Annotated in this window: 20 protein-coding genes; 4 read left to right on the top strand and 16 right to left on the bottom strand. The window is 54.1% G+C overall.

Going from position 1 to position 23,006, the window contains the following annotated elements:
• Window positions 1-5 precede the first annotated feature (5 nt).
• Window positions 6-803: an ABC transporter permease gene (locus NSS64_RS31750; protein ID WP_340994674.1), complete on the top strand. Its 798-nt coding sequence runs from the start codon at window positions 6-8 to the stop codon at window positions 801-803.
• A gap of 487 nt (window positions 804-1,290) precedes the next feature.
• Here the strand turns inward: NSS64_RS31750 and NSS64_RS31745 are convergent, their stop codons facing one another.
• The 6 genes from NSS64_RS31745 to NSS64_RS31720 form a co-directional block, all read right to left on the bottom strand.
• Window positions 1,291-2,145 (bottom strand): hypothetical protein, encoded by an 855-nt coding sequence (locus tag NSS64_RS31745; protein ID WP_341142696.1) that lies wholly within the window; start codon window positions 2,143-2,145, stop codon window positions 1,291-1,293.
• Window positions 2,146-2,238: 93 nt separating this feature from the next.
• Window positions 2,239-3,369 carry a cation:proton antiporter gene (locus NSS64_RS31740; protein WP_341142695.1) on the bottom strand — a complete coding sequence of 377 codons (1,131 nt, stop codon included), beginning with the start codon at window positions 3,367-3,369 and terminating at the stop codon, window positions 2,239-2,241.
• 150 nt (window positions 3,370-3,519) lie between these two features.
• Entirely contained in the window at window positions 3,520-3,843 is a 324-nt protein-coding gene (locus NSS64_RS31735) for an L-rhamnose mutarotase (protein ID WP_209868349.1), read from the bottom strand.
• A gap of 108 nt (window positions 3,844-3,951) precedes the next feature.
• Complete coding sequence (locus tag NSS64_RS31730; RefSeq protein WP_341142694.1) at window positions 3,952-5,112, bottom strand: ABC transporter permease; 1,161 nt, start codon at window positions 5,110-5,112, stop codon at window positions 3,952-3,954.
• Entirely contained in the window at window positions 5,105-6,271 is a 1,167-nt protein-coding gene (locus tag NSS64_RS31725) for an ABC transporter permease (protein ID WP_341142693.1), read from the bottom strand. The genes NSS64_RS31730 and NSS64_RS31725 overlap by 8 nt, the downstream gene beginning before the upstream one ends.
• 14 nt (window positions 6,272-6,285) lie before the next feature.
• A complete protein-coding gene (locus NSS64_RS31720) occupies window positions 6,286-7,221 on the bottom strand; it encodes an ABC transporter ATP-binding protein (RefSeq protein ID WP_340946641.1) in 936 nt (311 codons plus the stop codon).
• 194 nt (window positions 7,222-7,415) lie between these two features.
• On the opposite strand from NSS64_RS31720, the gene NSS64_RS31715 reads away from it, so the two are divergent.
• The gene (locus tag NSS64_RS31715; protein ID WP_341142692.1) at window positions 7,416-8,579 is read left to right on the top strand and encodes a sensor histidine kinase; all 1,164 of its coding nucleotides are present in this window, start codon (window positions 7,416-7,418) and stop codon (window positions 8,577-8,579) included.
• A gap of 557 nt (window positions 8,580-9,136) precedes the next feature.
• The gene (locus NSS64_RS31710) at window positions 9,137-9,799 is read left to right on the top strand and encodes a response regulator transcription factor (RefSeq protein ID WP_341142691.1); all 663 of its coding nucleotides are present in this window, start codon (window positions 9,137-9,139) and stop codon (window positions 9,797-9,799) included.
• 667 nt (window positions 9,800-10,466) lie between these two features.
• Here NSS64_RS31710 and NSS64_RS31705 read toward each other — a convergent pair.
• The 5 genes from NSS64_RS31705 to ftsE form a co-directional block, all read right to left on the bottom strand.
• Window positions 10,467-11,813, bottom strand: coding sequence for a PDZ domain-containing protein (locus tag NSS64_RS31705; RefSeq protein WP_341142690.1), 1,347 nt, complete (start codon window positions 11,811-11,813; stop codon window positions 10,467-10,469).
• A gap of 367 nt (window positions 11,814-12,180) precedes the next feature.
• On the bottom strand, window positions 12,181-13,647 hold the full coding sequence (locus NSS64_RS31700) for a S41 family peptidase (RefSeq protein ID WP_036721180.1): 1,467 nt from the start codon (window positions 13,645-13,647) through the stop codon (window positions 12,181-12,183).
• A 186-nt stretch (window positions 13,648-13,833) separates the two neighbouring features.
• Window positions 13,834-15,159: a murein hydrolase activator EnvC family protein gene (locus tag NSS64_RS31695; protein WP_341142689.1), complete on the bottom strand. Its 1,326-nt coding sequence runs from the start codon at window positions 15,157-15,159 to the stop codon at window positions 13,834-13,836.
• 43 nt (window positions 15,160-15,202) lie between these two features.
• Window positions 15,203-16,117 carry a permease-like cell division protein FtsX gene (gene ftsX / locus NSS64_RS31690; protein WP_036694712.1) on the bottom strand — a complete coding sequence of 305 codons (915 nt, stop codon included), beginning with the start codon at window positions 16,115-16,117 and terminating at the stop codon, window positions 15,203-15,205.
• Window positions 16,107-16,793, bottom strand: coding sequence for a cell division ATP-binding protein FtsE (gene ftsE, locus NSS64_RS31685; protein WP_036721184.1), 687 nt, complete (start codon window positions 16,791-16,793; stop codon window positions 16,107-16,109). Before ftsE ends, ftsX begins: the two co-directional genes overlap by 11 nt.
• Window positions 16,794-16,983: 190 nt before the next feature.
• On the opposite strand from ftsE, the gene NSS64_RS31680 reads away from it, so the two are divergent.
• The gene (locus NSS64_RS31680) at window positions 16,984-18,411 is read left to right on the top strand and encodes a VanW family protein (RefSeq protein WP_340994682.1); all 1,428 of its coding nucleotides are present in this window, start codon (window positions 16,984-16,986) and stop codon (window positions 18,409-18,411) included.
• Window positions 18,412-18,535: 124 nt separating this feature from the next.
• On the opposite strand, the gene NSS64_RS31675 is transcribed toward NSS64_RS31680, so the two are convergent.
• The 5 genes from NSS64_RS31675 to NSS64_RS31655 form a co-directional block, all read right to left on the bottom strand.
• Window positions 18,536-19,141: a DL-endopeptidase inhibitor IseA family protein gene (locus tag NSS64_RS31675; RefSeq protein WP_341142688.1), complete on the bottom strand. Its 606-nt coding sequence runs from the start codon at window positions 19,139-19,141 to the stop codon at window positions 18,536-18,538.
• 202 nt (window positions 19,142-19,343) lie between these two features.
• On the bottom strand, window positions 19,344-20,003 hold the full coding sequence (gene pilO, locus NSS64_RS31670; protein ID WP_341142687.1) for a type 4a pilus biogenesis protein PilO: 660 nt from the start codon (window positions 20,001-20,003) through the stop codon (window positions 19,344-19,346).
• Window positions 19,990-21,612, bottom strand: coding sequence for a pilus assembly protein PilM (pilM, locus tag NSS64_RS31665; RefSeq protein WP_341142686.1), 1,623 nt, complete (start codon window positions 21,610-21,612; stop codon window positions 19,990-19,992). The genes pilO and pilM overlap by 14 nt, the downstream gene beginning before the upstream one ends.
• A 14-nt stretch (window positions 21,613-21,626) precedes the next feature.
• Entirely contained in the window at window positions 21,627-22,376 is a 750-nt protein-coding gene (locus NSS64_RS31660; protein ID WP_341142685.1) for a prepilin peptidase, read from the bottom strand.
• A gap of 100 nt (window positions 22,377-22,476) precedes the next feature.
• On the bottom strand, window positions 22,477-22,995 hold the full coding sequence (locus NSS64_RS31655; protein WP_341142684.1) for a type II secretion system protein: 519 nt from the start codon (window positions 22,993-22,995) through the stop codon (window positions 22,477-22,479).
• Window positions 22,996-23,006 lie beyond the last annotated feature (11 nt).

Here is a 23,006-nt window from a genome sequence, read left to right as displayed (position 1 = left end):
GCAGAATGAAAATATCGCAAATGCTCTATCTCTATAGAAGGCTGTATGTGCAGCAGCTTAAGGCGATTCTGGAGTATAATAAAGACTTTTACATCCTGATGTGTTCGGCAGCCTTGACGCAGGTATTGGGGTTCGTGTTCCTGTGGGTGATCTATGACCGGATTCCGGATATTCAGGGCTGGCAGTTCTGGGAGGTCACCTTCATGTACGCTATGATCTTCCTGACGGAGGGGGCGGGGTCGCTGTTCTTCGAGGGCAGCTGGCGGCTGGGCAGGCTGGTCAACACAGGGGAGCTGGACCGTTATCTGCTGCGGCCGGTGCCGGTGGTTCTTCAGGTGTTCTGCACAGGGATTGGGATTAACGGACTCGGCAATCTGCTCATCGGCGGGGTGATCATCTGGCAGTCGCTTGTGCACAGCCCCATCCATTGGACTACGGGCAAGGCCGCCATTCTTATCCTGTTATTCGTCACTGCGGTCATTATCCGGGTATCCATTAACCTCATGGGTAACTCGGCGGCCTTCTGGATTCGCAATGCCGGGAATGCGTTCCCGCTAATGGTACATAATCTGTCCGATCTGGCCAAATATCCGATTACCCTGTTTCCGCAGGCGATCCGCATCTTCATTTCGACGGTGCTGCCCTATGCGTTCATCAGCTTCTACCCGGCAACCTATATTTTCGGCAAAAGCGGCTGGTCCGGCTGGTGGCTCCTCGCCCCTGTCGCGGCTATCGGAAGCGCGGCTGCGGCTTACGGGGTCTTCCGGTACGGGTTGTCCCGGTATGAGAGTACGGGGAACTGAGGGATGTGGCGAGTGTGGCAATGTGGCGGTATGGCAGTCCGCCGCTCACTTGCGGCGGGAGTGGGGGGAGCTGACGGTAGCCGGGGATAGGGTGAATGAGGTGCAGAGGTGCAGAAGTGCACCTTATTTGCTGGATTGGCGCGCATTCGTGAATTTCAGGGGTACTAGTGCACCACATTTACTCAATTGGCCGGTATCCCGTGAATTCGGGGGCACTAATGCACTTCACTTGCCCGTTTTGGCGTATGTTCGCTGAAATCAGATGTACTAGTGCACTTCAATACTCTTCTTCAACTAAATTTGGCAACGTTCCACTCATCCGCCCACTTCTGCCCGCATCTGAGGGATTTATCCCTCTCATCCGCCCCACCCGGCATACCTCCGCCAGCCGCCCTAATCACTCCCCTTTGATTTTCAGTATCTTACTATATTAAAAAACCTCCCTTCTACCCGGAAGCAAAATTCCAGATAGAAGGGAGGTTTTACTCTAACGTGCGATAAACTGCCGCTTCTCCAGATCCAAGTCGTATACCCGTGACTTCAGCTCCGGTTCGCCCCCGGCACCCTCAGGCGAGTGCACCACTAACTGTTCGTTCTGGTTGGCCGGGAACGGCGGCAGCTCGGAGTAGACCAACATATCATGTATGATTTCCCCCTGCTTGAAGGATAACGGAAATACTTCTCCGCTTCCCTTCTCCATAGCAAAGGCGTAAGCAACCAGTCCATGTCCGGACTTGTATTGGGGAGCAAGCAGATACACTTCTGCATTTTTGAAGCTGACTTGACCGAACTCCAGAACCTGGTCTGTTGGGCGTACGAATAAGAAGGCGGGCAGCTTAAGCAATACCTGATCCTGCTTCTCCGCCCGGTATACGATGGAGTAATCAGCCTGATACGTCTGCTCCCCTTCAAGACCGTCATTGCTGGAAACATTGAGATGCCCCCGCTCCTCCGGGCTGCTTGAGATCATCAGTAGCTCGCCTTGTCCCGCTGAGGTTCTTGCCCGAACTGTCCCTTCGGCATTCACAGAATCGATAATGACCGATCCGGCCAGACCATCCGGCGGGAACTGGCTGGTGAGGCCAGCTGTAGTTATCGGAGTCGCTGAGGATGCAGTTTCTACGTCTGCTGGTGAAGCACTTGGTGCAGATGAAACAGTCTGTGCAGGGGCAGTAGGAGTTGCCGATGGCGACGCAGAAGCAGATACTAAGGCAGACGGAGCCGATTCTGCCCCCGGCGTACCGGTGACGGATGTATTTTGGCTGCTGCACCCCAGCAGCAGGCTAAGCGACAGGACCGTGCCTGCTGCCAGTGTTGTAGCTGTAGACCGGATAGGACTCATTCCCCTCTAATCGTTTTTTTTGAGTACAACCCATTATATAAGATTATCACGGTCCACAAATTTAGAGATTGTCTTATTTTCTTTAAAAAATAGTCATCGGAACATGCCCTTGAGCAGCGGCGGCGTGACAAGTGTGGTTACAATTACAGCAATAATCACTCCAGTGAAATACTCCGGCTGCAGCAGCCCGCTCGACAGGCCCGTGGCGGCTATAATCAGGGCGACTTCGCCTCTGGAGATCATGCCTGCGCCGATAATGAGCGAGGACCGCGTATTGAACCCGGTCAGCCGTGCGCCGATTCCGCCGCCCAGCCATTTCGACAATATTGCGAACAAGGATAACACCACCACAAATAGAATGTGGCTGCCCAGCCCCTCGAAGCTGACACTCAGCCCGATACTCACAAAAAAGACCGGTACAAACAGCGTATAGGCAATCGGCTCTACTTTGGACTCCACCACCTGCTTGAAGGACGTCTGGGCAATAGCAATTCCGGCGGCAAAAGCGCCGATAATCCCGGCCATCCCCATCATCTCGGCGAAATACGCGTACCCGAGGAGAATCACGAGCGCAGCCGTGATGACAGGCTCCGTCACCCGCAGCGGGGCAAGCCAGCGCATCACCCGGGGGACGGCCAGCCAGCCGGCGAGAATGGCGACGGCAAAGAACAGCAGTTTTTTGCCGATCAACAGGGGAATGGAGATGTCACTGCCTGTGCCGAAAAAGCTCATTAGCACCGCCAGCAGAATCACAACGAGAATGTCATCGATCACCGCCGCCCCCAGAATGGTCGAGCCTTCCGGCGAATTCAGCCGGTCCATCTCCTTCAGCACCTGAACGGAAATACTGACTGAGGTCGCGCTGAGAATGACGCCCAAGAAGAGGGAATTATGATCCGCGAAGCCGAACCATGCCCCGATGCCATATCCACCGATAAAAGGCAGCAGAATTCCGCCCACCGCGACTGCCAGAGCCGCCTTCCAGTTCTCTCGCAGTTGCTTCAGGTCTGTCTCTAGTCCCGCGATGAACATCAGCAGCAGCACGCCAATCTCGGACATGTAATGAATGAATCCGCCCGGCTGCACCCAGCCGAGCACGGCTGGTCCGAGAAGGATGCCGACCAGCAGCTTTCCCAGCACCGCAGGCTGCCCGAGCCGCACAGACAAGTCCCCGGCCAGCTTGGTGAATAATAGAATCAGCAGTAAGTACAATATGAATTCCACTTGCTATTCCCACTCCTTTTCTCCTAAAAAACACGAAAAACGACAAAGAGAAGCCTTGGTGACAGGCTCCTCCTAATTACACTGACCTATTCAGTTAGCTTCAAACGATTCTCTCCAGTATAGCTCCAATGAACATTGCTGTAAACCGGACTACTTCAGATAAAAGACCTCACGCAGTGGCACCATCGGAACCGCATCGTTGAAATCAAAGGAACCTTCGACCATCTTCGAGGTGATCGCATTCCAGCGGTTGCAGGCCTCACTCCCGGCGATGTAGGCGAATGCGGCTTCTGTATTATCACATTCGAAGCAATAGAAGAACTGGTTGCCATTCTGAAAAATAGAGTAGTTGCGGATGCCCGCCTTGCTGTGCTCCTCCAGAATCTCCGGCCACGGCTCCAGATGCATCTGTACGTATTTCTCTAAGTATTCCTCTTTCACCTTCCAGGTCCAAGCCAGCTTATTGCTGCCCATCCTCGCATCCCCCTGTCATATGTCCCTTCGATTCAATCATATCACATAATTAAGTGGTTTGGACATGTCCGATTCGGACATCAGGGGCAGCAAGGATACGCTTCGATATCAGGTACTGATTCCCGCTTCGTTCGGACGGAGAATGGCAGAGCCAATCGCCAGCAGAACGGCGGCCATCAGGCCCAGGATCGCAAACGGCATCCACAGCTCATTCCAGCCGCCACCGGTCGCGGCAATGTCTACCGCCTGTATCGCCCATTTCTGCGGTGTAAAGTTGGCCAGCTTCTGCATATATTCCGGCATGATGGAGACGGGCCAGAAGCAGCCGCCCAGCATGCAGGTCGGGGTAAGAATCAGCGAATTCAGCATCCCCGCATTACGCGGATTGCGGATCAGCCCGGCAACGGTGCTGGCAATCCCCATGGAGACCAGCATGAAGGCCGCCAGAACCAGGAAGTAGAGAAAGAGCGGCATCTCATAATCGTAGCGGAGCACCCATTTGCCCAGTACCAGCACGACAAGGATCTGAATCATTCCTACAAGAAAGCTGCCCAGGAAGTTGCCAAGCGCAATTTCATAGGAACGGACTGGAGCGCTGAACATGCGCATCATGGTCCGCCCTCTGCGGTCATCCGTGATCTGGGAGACGGAGCTGGTCACCAGTGCCATCAGGAACATAAGCGTCATCCCTGTAACTACACCCAGGGTCTGCCGCGGATAGAGATCATAATCGGTACGGATGCTGCCCACGTTGTGCTGCTCCGACTGCTTCAGCACAGCAGCGAGCTGCGCCTGCATATCGCCTGTTCCTCCGCTGGCGGCAGCAACGGTATGTGCCGCTTCGGCAATTTGTGCAGCAGTGGCGGTGATCTTCATCTTCATCATAATTGAGCCTTCACTTGCCCGAAGCTCATAGATGCTGATCTGCGGCGGCTCCCCCGCCATTAAGGCGGCAGTGTACCCGGCAGGAATGAACACCCCCACCGTTCCCTCCTGTTTAATTGTGGCTTCCTTCAAGGCAGCCTCGTCGCTGCGCGGCTCGAACTTATACTCTCCGGCCAGCTCCAGCTCCGTAATCAAATGTCTGCCGGCTGCCCCCGTATCCGAGTTGACGTATAGAACGGTTGCCGGTCCCTCCGCCATCCCTCCGGTAAGGGAGATAATCGCTGCCACCACTACGCCGGGAAGCAGAATGAATACCATAAGCCCTCTGAAGGTACCAATACTTCGTCTAATCATATTCCAGGCAATAATTAATATTTTATCCACGGTAACCCACCTTCCTGTATGAGACAATCACTGCCGCGAACAATGCCGCGCTAATGATGCACATCACCCACAGATTCGGCAAAAGCTGCTCCAGACCGGAATGCAGCATCATCCGGATGACCGCCTGCTGTACCCAATGGTTAAGCGTGAATGCCCCTGCGCTGTTCACCCAGGAATCAGGAAGCGGCGCCATTCCGCCGCTGACGAAGGTCATTACTACAGTCAGGACACTAATGATATTCGTAGCCGTCGCCGAGGTCCGGCTGAAGAGGCAGATCAGTACGGCAAGTGTCATTGAGGCGGCAATCATCAGCAGGCAGAACAGCAGCAGCAGTCCCGGGCGGTTGCCCCAGTAGACGCCGAACAACCAGTCAGACAGCAGAATAATCGTGAGGCACTGCAGGATGCTGACCAGGCCTACGCCGAGCATTTTGCCGATGAACAGATGACTGTCTTTTACCGGCATGGAATGGATTCTGAACAGCGTATGGTTCTCTTTATCGTTAAAAAGTGAGGCTGTCACGGTCAACCCGCTGTACATCAGGAACATCAGCAGCATGGACGCTGCATAGAACTGGGCCGCCGAATAGGTCTTCCCGCCATTGTTCAGATCCCCCAATACCACCCCCGGCTTACCGGCAGGTGCCGTAGTCGCTGTAAGAGCCTGTGGTCCAAGGGTTACGGCTGCCGCCTGCTTATAATTCAGCTCCATCAGCAGATTGTCGAAGGCGGTTCCGGCTACCCGGTTATCGGCATGGCTCCTGCCCAGAATGAACTCCAGGCTCGCCTTCTTACCGCTCTGCACCTCCTGGTCGAAGCCCGGGGGAACAATCACCCCATAGGCATATTTGCTGGTGCGCAGCCCGCTCTCCGCGGCTTCACGGCTCTCTGTCTTGACAGGAATAATGAGCCCCTTCACCTCAGGCGTCTCCAGAAAAGCCGTAAGGATCGCAGATGCCTCCGCCCCTCCGCCTCCGTTATTCACAATAGCTACACGTACAGGCTTGATCTCATCTGCCCCCTGTACCCCGACCACCCCGGAGAGCGAAGCGCCCAAGAGGAAGATCAGCACCAGCGGCAGCAGGAACATATTCAGCAGCAACGTGCGTGAACGGAGCTGTCTGCGCAGCTCAAATTTCATAATAATCCAGGTATTCACGCTTCTCCCCCTCTCTAGTCCCGCAAGGTCCGGCCGGTCAGACTAAGGAACAAGGTCTCCAGATCCGGCTCTTCAATATTCAGGGAGGCAATGACCCCTTCGTGCTTGGAGAAAATAAACAGAATATCCTGGAGCGCACTTTGCGAGGAGGGAAGATACAGCTCTACCGCATCCTGCACCGCTTCTACCCGGTTGATCCGGGGATGCTGCCCCAGCTCGTTCACTAAGGCAGGGGTGATGCCCGCTGCCTTCACAACGATTTTCTCCTCGTGGGCCACCCGTTCGCGCAGCTCGTTCTCCGTACCGCAGGCAATAATATGCCCCTGGTCCATAATGGCCACCCGGTCACAGATCGCAGCAACCTCCTCCATATAATGGCTGGTGTAGATCACCGACGACCCCATCTTATTCAAAGCCTTCACGGATTCCAGAATATGATTGCGTGACTGCGGATCAATGCCTACTGTGGGTTCATCCATAATAATCAGGCGCGGCCGGTGCATGATGGCACAGGCGATATTCAGCCGTCTTTTCATCCCTCCCGAGAAGGTGGATGGTTTATCCCTCGCCCGGTCGCTTAGGCCGGTGAACTCCAGCGCCTCTTGGGTCCGCTCCTTCAGCAGCTGTCCGCGCAGCCCATAGAGCCTGCCGAAAAAGCTTACATTATCGGTTGCCGTCATATTCTCGTATAACGCCAGCTCTTGGGGCACAAGCCCGATGCGCTTCTTCACCTCAAGCGGCTGCTCCCGTACGGACAGCCCGTCAATGATAATATCCCCGCTGTCGGCTTGAAGCAGCCCGCAGATCATGCTGATGGTCGTGCTTTTCCCGGCACCGTTCGGGCCCAGCAGGCCGAAGATTTCGCCCTCCTGTATATTGAAATTCACGTGATCCACAATCAGCTTCCCGTCATATCTCTTCACAACATCGCTCAGTACTGCTAGTGCCATTGCCGATGCCCCCTGTTCCATCATTCTCGTATTCTTATTGTACAGTAGGGCGGACACAGCCGAAGGTACTAAAGGTCATGATCCAGAGGTGACGAAAGTCATCTCCTGAAGGGCAGCACTCTTATGCTAAGATGGTTATACCTGAGAAGAATGTTGACCGATTAGGGATATTTTATCTAAAAGGATGAGCTTACTTGACCAGAGAACTGATTCTGCTGCGCTATGGCCTGCTTATGATCCCGGCGATCCTCTCGATTCAAGTCTATGCATTCGCCGACTATGACTGGTTCACTCTGCATTTCATGCTGCTGATGCTGCTGGTCACCCTGGGTGCAAGGCAATCCAGCTCTCTCTCCACACTGACCGGAGGCATGGAGCTGATCTTCACCGCCTGGCTTTGTTACGAATACGGGCCTCTGATGGTTTTTCCGGCCTTGTCTGCGGTGATCTCCTATACCCGGCGGCAGTCCAAGAATACGGCCCTTGCCTTCTTCTGTATTCATCTGGCCCTGCTGAATGCCGCCCTTCTTCATGCGGCTCCGGCAGTGCTTGTGTTCACGAACCTCACCTTTCTGCTGTGCGCCGGCTTGAATCTGCTGCTGCTCCGGGCAGGACGCGGGCGTGCCGATACCTTATTTCTTTATGATGAGCTGCGCAAAAAGCATTTTGAGCTGGAAGAGGCCCGCGCAAGGCTGCTCCAGTTCACCTCGCACATAGAGGTGGCTGTGCAGGCAGAAGAACGTGTGCGGATCGCCCGCCAGCTGCATGATGACATCGGCCACCGGCTGATCCGGGTCAAGATGATGACCGAAGCGGCCATTCACACCCTCCCTGCCGCACCGGAAACGGGATTGCAGATGATGAACCAGATCCGGGATCAGCTCTCAGGCAGTATGGACGATATGCGTGCGGCGCTGAAGCGGATTAACCCTACTCCGCAGCTTGAAGGAGCCTATGCGCTGGACCGGCTGCTGGAAGAAGTGGGCCGCGATACAGGCATTGCCACCTCCTATACGGTGCAAGGGATTCCTTATCCGCTCTATCCGAGCCTTCAGGTTGTGCTGTACACCAATGCCCGGGAGGCCATCACCAATGCGCTGCGGCACGGGCAGGCCAGCTCCGTATGGGTGGAGGTCACCTATACGGAGCATGAGGTGCGGATGGAGACTGGCAATAATGGGAGGCTGCCCGAGGCTGACCCGCTGAGCCGTCTGCCGGGCAGCAGCGGGATGGGCATGAAGGGCATGAGCGAGCGCTGCTCCATGGTGGGCGGGACGATGGAGCTGCGGCTGCAGCCGCAGTTCACGGTCATCACCCGGCTGCCCGTGTACCTGCAGCCGGAGGGGGTGCTGCGCTGAATGGGGGAATGGGGGCGGGGGTGGAGGCGCCTGTGCTGCATACGGACAATTCGCGGTTCTCGGGGAGCTGCTCCCCTCTGCCAGAAACAAGTGGAAAAACGCATCTTAAATTCACAGTTACTGATGATTCCAGGAAATTAGTTGGAAAAACAGCATCTGCTGTTGCTGGTTGTGATGCTGACGGACGATTCGGGAGTAATTAAGTGTCGTTTTTCCAACTGTTGTCCCCAAAGAGGGCATTTGCTAATCAGCAAGTGTTGTAAATCCAACTATTTTCCGTGTCGCAGTATTGGCAGACTGGTCAGTTCTCCAATTAGCCGTGTACCAGAGCATCGCCAAACTGATTAGCCATCTACCTATTCCCCCACGCCACAATACCAGCAGACTGATCCGCTCTCCAACTGTAACGCATAGCGCAGATTCCCGTTATGCCGCATCACCCCAACTTTCCAATTAGTCTTATAAGAAATGGAGCTTACCTGAGAGTTCGCATACACTCATCAAGTTCGCCGGGGACGGGCAGCGGGAGAATATTCACAGATAAGAGGTGCTGATTCATGATTAGCGTATTGATTGTTGACGATGATTCTTTTATCCGCGAGAGCCTGAAGGTATTGATCGGGCTGGATGCCGGTATCGAAGTGGCCGGAACCGCAGGGGATGGCCGGGAGGCTCTCTCCTTGCTGGGGGATCTGCCCGGCGGAGCGGATGTTGTACTCATGGATATCCGGATGCCGGGATGTGACGGGGTGGAAGGCACACGGCTGATCAAAAAAGCCTATCCGGCCGTAGCCGTCCTGATGCTGACCACCTTCGATGATGACGAGTATATTATTGAGGCTCTGCGCGCCGGGGCGAGTGGATATCTGCTCAAGAACATCCCGCCGGACCGGATCATTCAAGGCATCAAAACCGTATATGAGGGCAATATGCTCATTCATCCCGAGATTGCCCGCAAGCTGACGGGCTTCCTCCAGCCATCCGCGCGTCAGGAAATTCCAGAGGCTCAGCCGCTTGCTTCCTATGGCCTGACCAAGTCCGAGCAGGCCGTCGTCACCTCCATTGCAGAGGGGCTCACCAACAAGGAAATCGCCGCCAAGCTGTTCCTGAGCGAAGGCACCGTCAAAAACTATATCACCGACATCCTCAGCAAGCTCGGCGTACGTGACCGGACACAGATTGCGATTCTGTATCTGAAGAGCACGCAGGGGAACCCTTGAGCCATGGACTGGCGATATATAAGGTGAACAATTATCACTGTCTGGTGATATACATCCAGCCCATATACCTTTTTGGTCACACCTTGTAGCCGGTTTTCGCATACGTTCTGAAGTGCCTCTTCCTTTCATGGTGGCGCTCCGCCTGTCTGTCGCCAATTCTGAACGTTTCCTCTCATGGGCCGCTTGTCTGGAGCCGCATTGTTGCACATTTTGCAGGATTCTTCTAAAAATGTTACGAGCTACGGGTACATTGTTGCATCATTTGCAGGAATTCTGGTGCTTAGTGCGATCCACTCCGTCCGAGTGTGGTCGGTTTTTCGATTACATTTGGTCCACGCACCCAATCAGCGCCGAATGTGGTCGGTTTTTCGATTACATTTGGTCCACATGCCCACGCAGCGCCGAATGTGGTCGGTTTTTCGATTACATTTGGTCCACATGCCCACGCAGCGCTAAATGTGGTCGGTTTTTCGATTACATTTGGTCCATGTGCCCATGCAGCGCCGAATGTGATCGGTTTTTCGATTACATTCCAGGTGCCTCACATCATTTCCTTAACAAATATACAAGGCCCGTTCCCCCTGAACATAGTTCAGAAAGAACGGGCCTCTTTAACCTTCCGCACCAGCAGCCGCCGGAGGGAACCAATTATGTTGATAATCTTCCGTCAGACACCGGCAGATTCCTGCTTGGCCTCTGCCGGAGAGGTCTGCTTAGCCTCTGCCGGCGGCGTCTTCTTCGCCCGGCCCAGCCGGTCACCCTGCACTCCCCGCTGCCGGATGCCTGTCCGCATCCCGATGATGCTGAAGATGCTGGACGGCTTGGTCTCTGCGGTGATGCCCCCGTCCGGGTCCGGCACCAGAATGATGCCGAGCTGATGATGGTCCCCGGCATAGATCGCACGCTGCAGATACTTGCTCTCGCCTTCGCGGTTCTGCACCTCCAGCTTGCAGAACGCGGGGTTCATGCGCAGCGCCTCATGCAGCTGCGCCGCGCTGGTCAACAGGACCCCGTTGACCTTCAGCAAGATCTCGCCGGGCAGGATGCCCAGCTCCTGCGCGGGGCTGCCCTGCAGCACGGCCAGCACCTTGCGGCCGGCCGGGGGATGCACGAAGACGGGGCTAAGGCTGCGCTCCTCCAGAGCGCTGTACCAGCTTAACCCTTCGTGCAGCAGAATAGCCGCGAGCGCCGCGACGACCGTCAGCGGGCTCCATAGGTCCGCAAGCAGGCTGAGGCCGAGCAGGACGGCGCTGTAGACCAGCAGCCGTCCGAACGTCCGGGCCGCCTTGCGTCCGGGCAGCATGCCCTGGGTCATCTCGCTGAAGCCGATGATGACCGGCAGCGAGACCAGGCCGAGGCCCCCGCCCAGTAGCGGATGCCACGGCAGTTCACCGATTCCCGTGCCTGCGGGAATCAGCACGAACAGCGGCAGCGGCCAGAAGGCCTGCAGCTGGTAGCCGCCCACCACCTTGCCGCGCTTGCCGGCAAGGAACAGCGGCGTCGCCAGCCGGGGACCCTGCCAGCGCGCCAGCAGCGCCTCGGCCACGTGGAGCAGCGCGGCCAGCGCCAGCAGCGCCGGGATGTCCATATCCCGCACGGCGCCCGCAACCGTTCCGGCGGCTCCGCTCTGCAGCGTCCCCGGAAAGAACGACAGTACAAACTGCACGATCCCCAGCGCGCCTATGGCATACGCAAAGCATAAATAACGCACCCGAAACAGCATTAAGACAAGACTGACCACCCAGATACAGGCTACAGCCGTATAGGTCACTGAGACTCCCAGCGCAACCGCGGTAAGGGAGACCACCAGTCCCATAAGTCCGCCAGTCCACACGGTCCGCCAGGTTTCCGGTCCCCAGCTATGCAGCTTCACATGAATAAGCTTCCGCTCCAGGGCTACCTGTCTGCGGTAATATAGGGCAATAAATAGAATAGCGATATAGTAATAGGGCTGAATCAGCAGATGAAGCACTGCTGTGCCCCAGCTGGTCAGCAGCTCCGGGAGTACATTCAACGGTTCGCACACTCCTTTTCATAGCCTAGAACAAATAGGGATTATCTGCACGCCGGCACAATGTATGCTGTTTTTCGCATACATTCGGGCCATGCGCCTGCACGTCAGCACAATGTATGCTGTTTTTCACATACATTTGGCCCATACGCCTGCACGCCAGCATAATGTATGCTGTTTTTCGCATACATCTGGCCCATGCGCCTGCACGTCAGCACAATGTATGCTGTTTTTCACATACATTTGGCCCATACGCCTGCACGCCGGCACAATGTATGCTGTTTTTCACATACATTCGGGCCACAATTAAAAACAGAATTAAATGACAATATCCCATTTAAAGAAAAAAAGAAGGCTGAAATCAGCCTTCTTACTTGTTCGACGCTGCAGCCTTGATTTCCTTCTGAATTTCTTCGATCCCCTTATTCCGCTGATTGTCATTCACCGGATCCTGGATGACCTTGATCAGCGCCAGCTCCAGTGCTTCCGCGGTCTTGGCATCAATCGAGCCTGTCGATTTCAGCTTGGCTGCGCTCTGGAATTTCTTGACCGCTTCTTTGGTCCCGGCATCGAAGTAACCGTCCTTGCGGCCCGGCTTGTAGCCTAGCCCATCCAGCATAGTCTGTGCACTTTTGACATCTGCATTGTTCATATTATATTGCAGCGTAACGCTCTTGTTAATCGGCGCCACCGAGAAGTAATCCGGCTGAGCTACGGCGATATCCGGCTTAATGCCCTTGCCGTGAATCCAGGTGCCGTCTGGCGTCAGCCACTTGGCAATCGTAATCTTCAGCAGGCTTCCGTCACCGAGCTGCTCCTCGAAGCTGGTCTGCACGGTTCCTTTGCCGAACGAATTCTCCCCGATCAGCTTGGCTCCGGCAGATTGCTGCAGGGCTCCGGCCATGATCTCCGAAGCGCTCGCGCTGCCTTTGTTCATCAGTACGACTACCGGATACTTCTTGCTTGATCCCTTCGAGGTACTGATCTCGCGCCGCTTGTTCTTATCTTCCACCTGCACAATGGCTTTGCCGGACGGTACGAACTGCTCGACCATCTCAATGACGACCGGCAGCACACCGCCCGGGTCATTGCGGACATCAATAACGAGTCCCTTCATGCCTTGCTTCTCCAGCTTCGTCAGTTCTTCCTTGAACCGCTCCGAGGTGTTCTGTGAGAACTGCGTAACCTCGATCACACCGACATGCTCCTTCTCCATCTTCGCATAGACCGTCTCCAGTCTGACATCATCACGGGTGATGACGAATTGCAGCGGTTCTGCTGTTCCGGTCCGCTGGACCTTCAGGGTCGCCTTGCTTCCCTTGGGACCGCGGATTTTGGCTACAGCGGCATTCAGCTCCAGCCCTTCCAGCGATTCACCGTTCACGGAGAGGATCACATCTTTGGCCTGAATGCCGGCCTTCTCTGCCGGTGAGCCCTTGATAGGCGAGACCACAACGACCTTACCGTTGTCGGAGGAGACTTCAGCGCCAATCCCCGAGAAGGAGCCTTCAATACTCTCCTCGAACCGCTGTGCCGTCTCCTTGCCCATGTAGTTGGAATACGGGTCGCCCAGTGCTTCCATCATTCCGTTGACCGCACCATCAATCAGCTTCTCCCGGTCGACCTTCTCATAATAATTGCTCTCGATCAGGCTAAGAGCGGTACCCAGCTTCTTCGATTCCTTCTCCTGTAGTCCGGCAGTCTGCAGAACCGTTGCCAGCCCTTCTCCTGCCGCTTGTCCGAATACCTGCACATAACCGGTCACGCCCAGGGTCAGCAGACTGCCGCACAGCAGTGCCGCGACGATCATAAAGGCCGCAGTGCTTTTCTTTAACATGATGTTCCCACCGTCCCTTCTTGTCCATCTTAACACCAGCATGGGCCCGTTCCATGAGAAACGGCATCTCTTCCAGTATATGCCGCAGCACGAAAATATATTTATTTTATAAATTGAACTGATGATTTTTATGTTTTGGGATTGGCCGTGACTCAGCCAAACTTGAAATTTATCCGCTCAGTCTGCTTACAGATAAGGCATAGGATTCACCGGTTTCCCGTTGATCCGCACTTCAAAATGCAGATGCGGGCCGGTTGAACGCCCGGTTGAGCCGGATTCGGCAATCTTCTGCCCGCGCTCCACCCGTTGTCCCTGGCTCACCTTGATACCGCCCTCGCGGATATGTCCGTACAGCGTCCATACCCCGCCGCCATGATCAATAATTACACAGTATCCGTAACCGCTATACCACTGCGCTACCAGCACTGTACCGGAATCCGCCGCATGGATACTCGTACCCTGCGGTACGGCAAAGTCCACACCGGTATGCAGCTTGCCGACTTCATGCGTCACAGGATGGGTCCGGTAACCAAAAGGAGAGGAGATCCGCGCGTATCCAACCGGCCGCAGGTAAGGACCATCGCCGCCGGAATATTCTTCTTCGCTTGCAACGGAGGAGCTGTCACCGCCCGCAGACCTTGCGGCCTTCGCGGCCTTCGCCTTCTCCGCCGCCTTGGCTGCGGCTAATGCTGCCCGGCGCTGTGCCTCAGCCTTCGCTGCCGCTGCTCTGCGCGCCGCTTCCTCCGCCTTAATCTTGTCCTTCTGCGCTTCCAGCGCGGAGCGGCTGCTGGCCAGTTCTACCAGCTTGGCATCCTGTTCAGCAGAGATGACCTCCGAATTCTGAATCTCCTCATCATAATAAGCGATGAGCTCCTGCTTCTCCGCTTCCTTCTCCTTCAGCACACTGCGCTGGGCCTCCAGATCGGTGTACAGCTGCTTCGCCGTTGCATATTGCCCTTCCAGCTCCTGCTTCTTGGCAATCACCGTCTGCTTGTCCAGCTTATGCTGCACCAGCAGATCCTGATCCTGATCCACGATCATCTTCAGGGAATCGGCCCGGTCCAGGAAGTCGGAGAAGCTGGTCGAGGACAGCAGCACATCCAGATAGGAGACTGCGCCATCCGTGTACATCAGACGGACACGGGATTCCAGCAGCTTTTCGCGGGAGGCCACACGCGCCTCCGCATCGTCCAGCTCCGTTGCCGTCACGGTAAGCGACTTCTCCGTGCTGGCAATTTTGCCGGATATCGTGGTCATCTCACCCTTCACATGTGCAATCTGCCCCAGGACATAGTCCAGATTCAGCGTGGTCTTATTCTTATAGTGCTTAGCCTCCTGATTACGGGAGTCCGCCTTCTCCTGCGCCGCCTTGGCCGCCTGGACCTCCTGCTGCAGCTGCTTCAGCTGCTTATCAATTTCGGCAACGCTTGTTTTCTTCGCATACCCGTCAGAGGGCCCGAACATTGTGACAGCCAGCAATATTACGGCCATTCCGGCAGCAATTCTTTTCAACTTGCACTCTCCGTCCTTTGTTCAAAGATGTGAATCATACAGGCTATACCTTCAAGAACTTGCGGATCGACACCGTGCTGCCCCATACGCCAATCAGTACCCCGAGACCCACCAGCAGCCCGCACAGCAGCAACCAGATATTCTCAAACGGAATCAGCTGCAGCCCCAGCATCGGATCTCCCTTCACAGAAGACACCAGACTGCTGTAACCGGCGTAGAGCGCGCCCGAGGTTACTACTGAACCGATCAACCCGATCAGAGCACCTTCGATAAAGAAGGGCCAGCGGATGAAATAATTCGTTGCTCCCACAAGCTTCATAATGCCGATTTCCTTGCGGCGGGCCAGAATCGTTACCCGGATGGTATTCGAGATCAGGAACATCGACATCAGCGCCAGTCCTGCTACAAAAATAAACCCGATATTCCGCACCGCCTTGGTCACCTTGAATAAAGTCTCCACTGAGCCTTTACCGTAGTTCACCTTGTAGATCGGCTGCTCTTCATGCGTCTTGTTCAGTGCTTCTATCTTCTCCGCTACAAACGGAACCGTGGTCGGCTCAATGACTTCAACGAGCAGCTTGTCCGGCAGCGGATTATTATCTTCATCGAAGCCTTCCAGGAGCTCGGCGGCATCCGGCCCCATATCTTCACGGAATTCCTTCAAGCCCTGTTCTTTGGAGACGAACTCCACCTTGCTGACTTCCGGCATATTGCCGATTTCGTTTTCCAGCTTCTCCCGCATCTTCTGGTCCGTATTCAGCGTCAGATGCACATTGATCTGCACCTGGCTGTCTGCTTTGTCCGCAATTTGATTGACGTTGAGCACCAGCAGGATGAACACTCCGAGTACGAAGAGAGAGACAACGATGGAAGTGATGGACGCCACCGACATCCAGCCGTTGCGGAATACGTTTTTGAAGCCTTCCCGCAAATGCCGCAAGAAGGTTTTAAAACTCATAACCGTATTCCCCTCTCAATTGGTCTCTGACGATCGTTCCATTCTCAATCGCTAGCACCCGTTTGCGCATTTTGTTCACAATATCCCGGTTGTGGGTCGCCATAACGATCGTGGTACCGCGAAAATTAATCTCATCCAGCAGCTGCATAATGCCCCACGAGGTCTCCGGGTCCAGATTGCCGGTAGGCTCGTCCGCAATAATAACGGAAGGATTGTTGACGATGGCTCTGGCAATTGCGATCCGCTGCTGCTCCCCCCCTGAGAGCTGTGAGGGCTCACGCCCCGCCTTGCTGCGCAGTCCCACCAGATCGAGCACTTCATTCACACGCTTCTTGATAATCTTCTTCGGCGCCTCAATAACATCCATCGCAAAAGCCACATTCTCATACGCCGTCATCTTCGGCAGCAGCCGGAAATCCTGAAAGACCACACCGATATTGCGGCGCACATAAGGGATCTTACGGGGCTTCAGCTTGCCGATATTGAACCCGCCTACGGAGATCTGTCCTTTGGTCGGCGTTTCTTCTCTATAAATTAATTTCATGAACGTTGATTTCCCTGCGCCGGACGGTCCGACAATGTAGACGAACTCATTGCGGTCGATTTTGACCGATATTCCCTGCAATGCATGGGTCCCGTTAGCATAGGTCTTCCATACATCCTGCATCTCAATCATTTTCTCACTTCCCGATTCTGACATCTTCCGCCGGGCCACCGGGCCGGGGGAGCTTCCATAAACTGCATGATTATCGCAGGCGTATCTATTGTAACAAATCCATAACCCCTTGAGTACCCGAAAGTTTTACCGAATCCTTACATATACATAAAAACATCAGGTTTCGCCCCCATAGAAGGAGAGATTACTTATGAAAAAAATACACGCCGCTCTCATCGCGGGTTTCGGTCTGATGCTGGCCGGTTCGCTGGCTGCCGGAGGACTTCATCTATACGGCACCCAGCCTACCCTGCCCGCAAACACCGTTATCGCTGGCTGGGAGGTTGGCGGAATGAACATCGCTGACGTAACGGCCGGAATGGATTCAAGACTTCAGGCGCTGGAAGCCACTCCCCTCATGCTGAAGGCAAAAAATAATGCCGGACTACAGGTCACCCTTAAGCAGGCAGGTGTGACCTATGAAGCCGGGGACTTCCTCCAGGCGCTGAAGACGCTGACCGACGGCACGCTGATGGAGCGGGTACAAGCCCGACGCAGCTGGTCCGGCAGCTGGAATATGGAGATTCAGCTGCAGACTGCGCAGCTCAGAAGTCTGTTGAATCCCGAATGGGAAAAAGCCTCCTTCGGCGTTCCGGTCGATGCGGTCCGGCGGATTACCGGAGATGACCGGGTCGTATATACGCCAGGCACCTCCTCCTACGAGGTGGACTGGCAGGCGCTGGAGCTTGCGATGCAGGCGGCGGTGCCCACCCGGTTGGCCGCTGACGGCAAGCTTCAAGATCAGCAGATTCAGCTGGAGGTTCCCCTTGCCGTCAAGCAGCCGAAGATCACGCTGCAAGCGCTCAAGGATCAGGGCATCGATCGCAAAATTGTCCAGTTCAGCACCTCCCTAGGTGCCAGCGGCCCCGGGCGCAGCTTCAATGTAGAGGCCGCCGCCAAAGCTGTAAACGGCACGGTGCTGCCGCCGAATGCGGTTTTTGATTACGGAAAAGCAATCCAGAAGGCCCAGACCGAATACGGCTTCCGCGAAGCCCCGGTCATCGTGAACGGCAAGCTCCAGCCCGGCACGGGCGGGGGGATCTGCCAGGTCTCCAGCACCCTGTATAATGCCGCGCTGCGCTCCGGGCTTGAGATCGTAGAGCGGCGCAACCACTCGCTTCCGGTCAGCTATCTGCCCAAGGGGCAGGACGCCACTTTTGCCGAGGGGTATATTAATTTCCGCTTCCGCAACAACACCGGCAAATATCTGATCATCAAGTCCGAAGTCCAGGGGCGCACGCTGACCATCAAGCTGTTCGGCACGTTCCCGAAGAACGTCACCTATTCCATTGAATCCAGAACCGTCGAGGTGCTGCCCCCCACAGATAAATATGTGAGCGATGCCTCGCTCCCCAAGGGCGGAACCCGGGTACTGCTTGCCGGCAAAACCGGCTATGTAGTTGAAACTTACATTACCCGCCATGTGGATGGTACAGCGGTAGAGAGAAATCTGCTCTCCCGCGATACCTATTACGCCCAGAAACGTGTCATCGCCATCAACCGCGGCGGGATGAGCAAATCCGATCAGCCCGAATCTCCGCGCAGACAGCTGGTCGAGGACGGTGTGAAGGGGCGGTAACGTCCGGTTCGCCGAATCATCTGAAGTATGTACAGCAAGCAGAAACGGCTGTGCCCACCTTGTGACAAGGTCGGTACAGCCGTTATTTTATGAAGCGCTGGATGGAGCCTGAAGCCTCTGCTGCTTAGAAAAGGGTATCCGGCGACATATCAATTCTCCAGTAACCGTTAACCTTCTTCAGCTTCACTGTTACTACTTCGGAAGACCCGTTCGCCCCTTCAGCAGGTACAGTCAATTCGAACACTGCCGCCTGTGCAGTCTTGGAGACCATCCGTGCAGTCGCTCTGGTAAAGTCCAACGAGTTGCCCAGATCGGAATTGACCTGTGCCATTCTGCCCTCATGCTCCAGGAACTGTGTCTGTGCATAGAAAGCAGCCGCATTATGCGTGAACCCCTTCTTGATGTAGCTCATTAGCTGCTGCTTCGTGCCCAGATCGCTCGACAGATAGCGGTACTCCTGTGCTTTATAAGTGAACCGCTCCGGGCTGAATACATTGCCTCCCCGGCTGGCATACGTGTATAGCTTCTTGGCATGAACCACCAGCGGAACAACGCTCCGTTCCGTGAGATTGTTAATGGTCGCCGGCCCTTCCTTGCCCGGCGCAGACGCCGCAACCGTTCTTACGCCCTCAATGCTTGCCACCGGTGAAGCCGCAAGCGCTCCGCCCCCTGCAGAGACAAGACCCAGTGATAATGCCAGTGAACCGATCATCCATTTTTTGTTCTTCATCTTGAACGCCTCCTCGTATTCCTGTGTGGTAGCCTGAAGCGTACTTCAGACTAAGCTGCTGCGATAAGTACTGTATAACATTACAATAGCCCGTAAGCTGTAATACCCAAACCACCCGGGGGTATAAACGGGTAATGGGGGAAAAGCGTAAAAAAACTCTGTTCCCAATAAAGAGGAAGCGGAGTTGCTTATAAATTAACGGCTAATTATTTTCGCTCATTGAGATGGGAGCAGGATCCACATCAGCAGCTGTTGGAGCTTCACCTTCTGTATCCCCGGCATCCTCGAAGTAGGCTGTAAACGAGACATTCGCCGTAATAATACTGGAAGTTCCTCCTGCACCCCCGCCATCCGAGGAGCGCTGAAATGTTAATGTATCAACATTCACTACGCGGGGCAGCTGTTGCAGTGCAGTCAGCCATTTACTGATGCCCGAATAATCCCCCTCGACTACAGCCGTCATAGTAAGCGGCTTGACCGTGGGGTATACCGCCGTACCTGAACCTGTCATTGCCTGAATCGGATTCTCTTGGCCTATACTGAAATTGACATCCTTTAGCTTCGCTCCGGATACTGATCCGATAGAGCGCAGATCCAGAATCATTTGTTCACTGTTGTCCTCTTTCGGAAGCTGGGTGAGCAGTGCAGCCTCTTCGGCTTGCTGTGAGGTATCGTTCTTGCGTTCATCAATTTTGCGCTCAAGCAGACTATTCTGTTCATTCAACTGGCTGAGCTCTGATTCCTGGTCTTTGACGGTTCGACTGGCGGGCTGTAGACCAAGCATGAAGAAGGCGAACAGCAACAAAAACAGGATAAGCACGCCCAATGTAATAGGGGACCTGTATCTATTAATTTGTTCCACTGCCATCCCCCTCCCCTGAAGCTTCCAGTTGGTCTGTTCCGGCTGCTGTATCGTTAGTCTTCGTTTTTAGTAAGCTCACATGATAAACCGCAGTATACGTACCGTATCCTGAGACCGAACCGGACTGTACAGTGGTATCCCCTTCTGTCAGCTTCTGAATTTCTGCTCCCTTAGTGAAAGACATTTTGCGCAGATTGGCCAAATAAATCGAGGATGCTTCCATACTCGGCACTCTTAACGTGAGATCGATGGAATCATGATACGTATAGTTTATACTTCGCAGCAAGCTATCCTGCGGCAACCCCGAGGATAGCTCATTCAATACAGGTACGATACTTGTCCTATATGCGAGAATTTCATCCACTGCAGCTTTTCTATTCAGACTCCCGGATAATCCATTGATCTTGGCGAGTTCGCTCTGAAGCATCAGTGAGCGGTCCTGGGCACCCTGAATTTGTTGCTCGTTCTCTACAATCTGTCCTTTATTCGTTGCAAAAAATATACCGACTCCTACCGCACCGATCAGCCATATTCCAACAAGAGCGACAGCAACATATGGGAAAAGTATGGCCTCCCGGTCTTCCCGTGGCAGCAGGTTAACGGCAAGAGTATTACTATCCTGCAGGGCTGCCCCGGCAGCTACACGATAATCATTCAGCTCTGGATCAGGAGCACTGTCCCCCCTGACATCTTCCAGTCCGATCGTTGCTACCTCAAGCTCCGTCAAGGATTGTTGCAGCTCCTCAAGCAGCTGGTTGCGAATCTGTAGCGGGCCTGTAATCAGGACACTTTGAATTCTCGTGCTTCCGTCATGAAGACTGTATTGATAGAAGTTCAGCATGCGCGATATTTCAGCGGTGATCTCCAGCATCCGCCCAGGCGCAAGTAAACCACCAGCCATACCAGTCGACGTAGCCGCAGCTTCTCTGACATAGTCTATCCCAGCTTGTATAGAAGGCTGTACGCCGCTGTTCAAATCCATTTGATTAATGGTTCGGATGAACACCGGATTACCGCTGCGGAACATATATACGTCAAGAACATTCTGCTCGATATTAATAAGCATCGTATCCTCAAACTCTGCCTTCCGGCCAATGGTCAAGCTACGGGCAAGTGTAGTTGCCGCAATCTCCACAGTAGCAACGCGCAGACCCGCTCCTTCAAGCACATCAATATAATCTTGGATCGGCTTACGGGGGGCAGCAAATACCAGGAGATGGCTGTTCTCCTCATCCACATCAATCGTGACATAATCATAAACTGGGCTTTCAAAGGGCAGATGCATCCCCGTCTCTACTTCCAGCTTCACAAGCTGCTCTACTTGCTTCGGATTGGTGCTGGGAATACTCATTTTACGGATGATGATCTGCGATGGGGGAATCGACAGCGAGATCCGCTTACCACGCAGCCTCTCAACCTTCACCCACTGCTTGACAGTTCCCAAGAGAGCTTCACGATCGGCTACCTGATTCTCAACAATTAATCCTGACGGGAGCGGAAGGTAGCGCTTCTTGCGTACTTCCCATGACTTTTTGTTCTTAAAGCTGATATAGCGGATTCCCGTCTGCTCAATCGCAAGACCGGCCACCGGGTTCTGAAGTCCAAGCATAAGCCATAAGCCTCCTAATGAATAAGCGAGAGATACCCGCCGATAATCTCTGAACCATAACCGTATGCAAGTAATGCTCCTAGAGCAAGCCAAGGACCAAAGGGAACGAGCTGCCCGCGCTTAACGATACCCGCCATTTGGAGTGTACCGCCAACCATTGTACCTAATAGACATGCTGCGAAGAAGGCCAACAGCACATTAGGGAACCCTATGGCCAGTCCCAGCAATGCGAATAGCTTGAAATCACCCATACCCATTCCGCCGAACCAGGCAAAGGGTAGGATGATCGCTCCTCCAACAGCAGCACCTAGAAAGAATAACCATATCGATCCATCAACATTCAATAGAGTGAGCACTAGCAGGAATGGTGTGAAAAATAGCAGTACTTTGTTCGGTATCAGCATATATTTGAGATCAGCCACCGTTGCAATAACAGCCACACTTGATAATACAATCGCCGTCACACCTCTAACGGTTACGCCGAACTCCAGATAGGACCACAAGAACAGCAGTCCGGTCGCAAGCTCACCTAGCGGGTACAGCATGGATACTTTGGCACCGCAATACCTGCATTTACCACCGCTGGCCAACCAGCTGAGCACCGGCACCAAATCCCGCGGCTTCAGGCGTGTTCCACAACCGGTGCAATGTGAAGGAGGATGAGTGAGAGATTCTCCCGCTGGTACACGCAGAGCGACAACGTTATAGAAGGAGCCCAATATTAGCCCGAGCAGCGTGATATATACAGCGATAACGATGGTCATTGTTCATTCCTTTTGTGTAAAGTGATTTGTAAAAAAGGAACCGGGATGATCCGATTCCTTGATAAATTAAGTAAAATTCCGTGGATTACTCACATCATCTTTAAGGTTTTGTTACTGGCGCCGGTGTAGCTGGACTTGACTTTAGAACTTCCGAAGCTGTATAGCTGCCTCCCGCTTCTGTTTTACCTGTATCAATTGTAATACTTGATTCTGATTTGGAACCTAGTGGCTTTGGTGCTATTTGCACTGAAGTTAATTGACCTTTTGGAGTGAAAATTACAACACCACCCGAAATTGCAGCTTTTGAACTTGGAAGACTCAAGTCAGTATCCAAATAACCTTCCCTCTGCATCTCAGCAATAGTAACAGTTACACCAGAAGTTTCAACGAACTTACCATCTCTCTCACCGGCGATGTATAGTCTCGCCGCATCATAAATTTGCCGAGCTGTAGCTACGTCAGAGTCTTTTTTTGTATCCGAAATAACATTCCCGATCAACGGAATCGCAATAACCGCTATAATCCCCAGAATAACGATAACTGCCAATAATTCGATCAGCGTAAAGCCCTTCTGGCCTTCCTCTTTACTCAATCTCTTCTTAATCGCATTTGCCAACATTTGATTTCCTC

Source organism: Paenibacillus sp. FSL H8-0122 (genome assembly GCF_038005345.1).
Classification (GTDB): domain Bacteria; phylum Bacillota; class Bacilli; order Paenibacillales; family Paenibacillaceae; genus Paenibacillus_AQ.
This window is presented reverse-complemented; position numbering and strand designations above follow the sequence as displayed.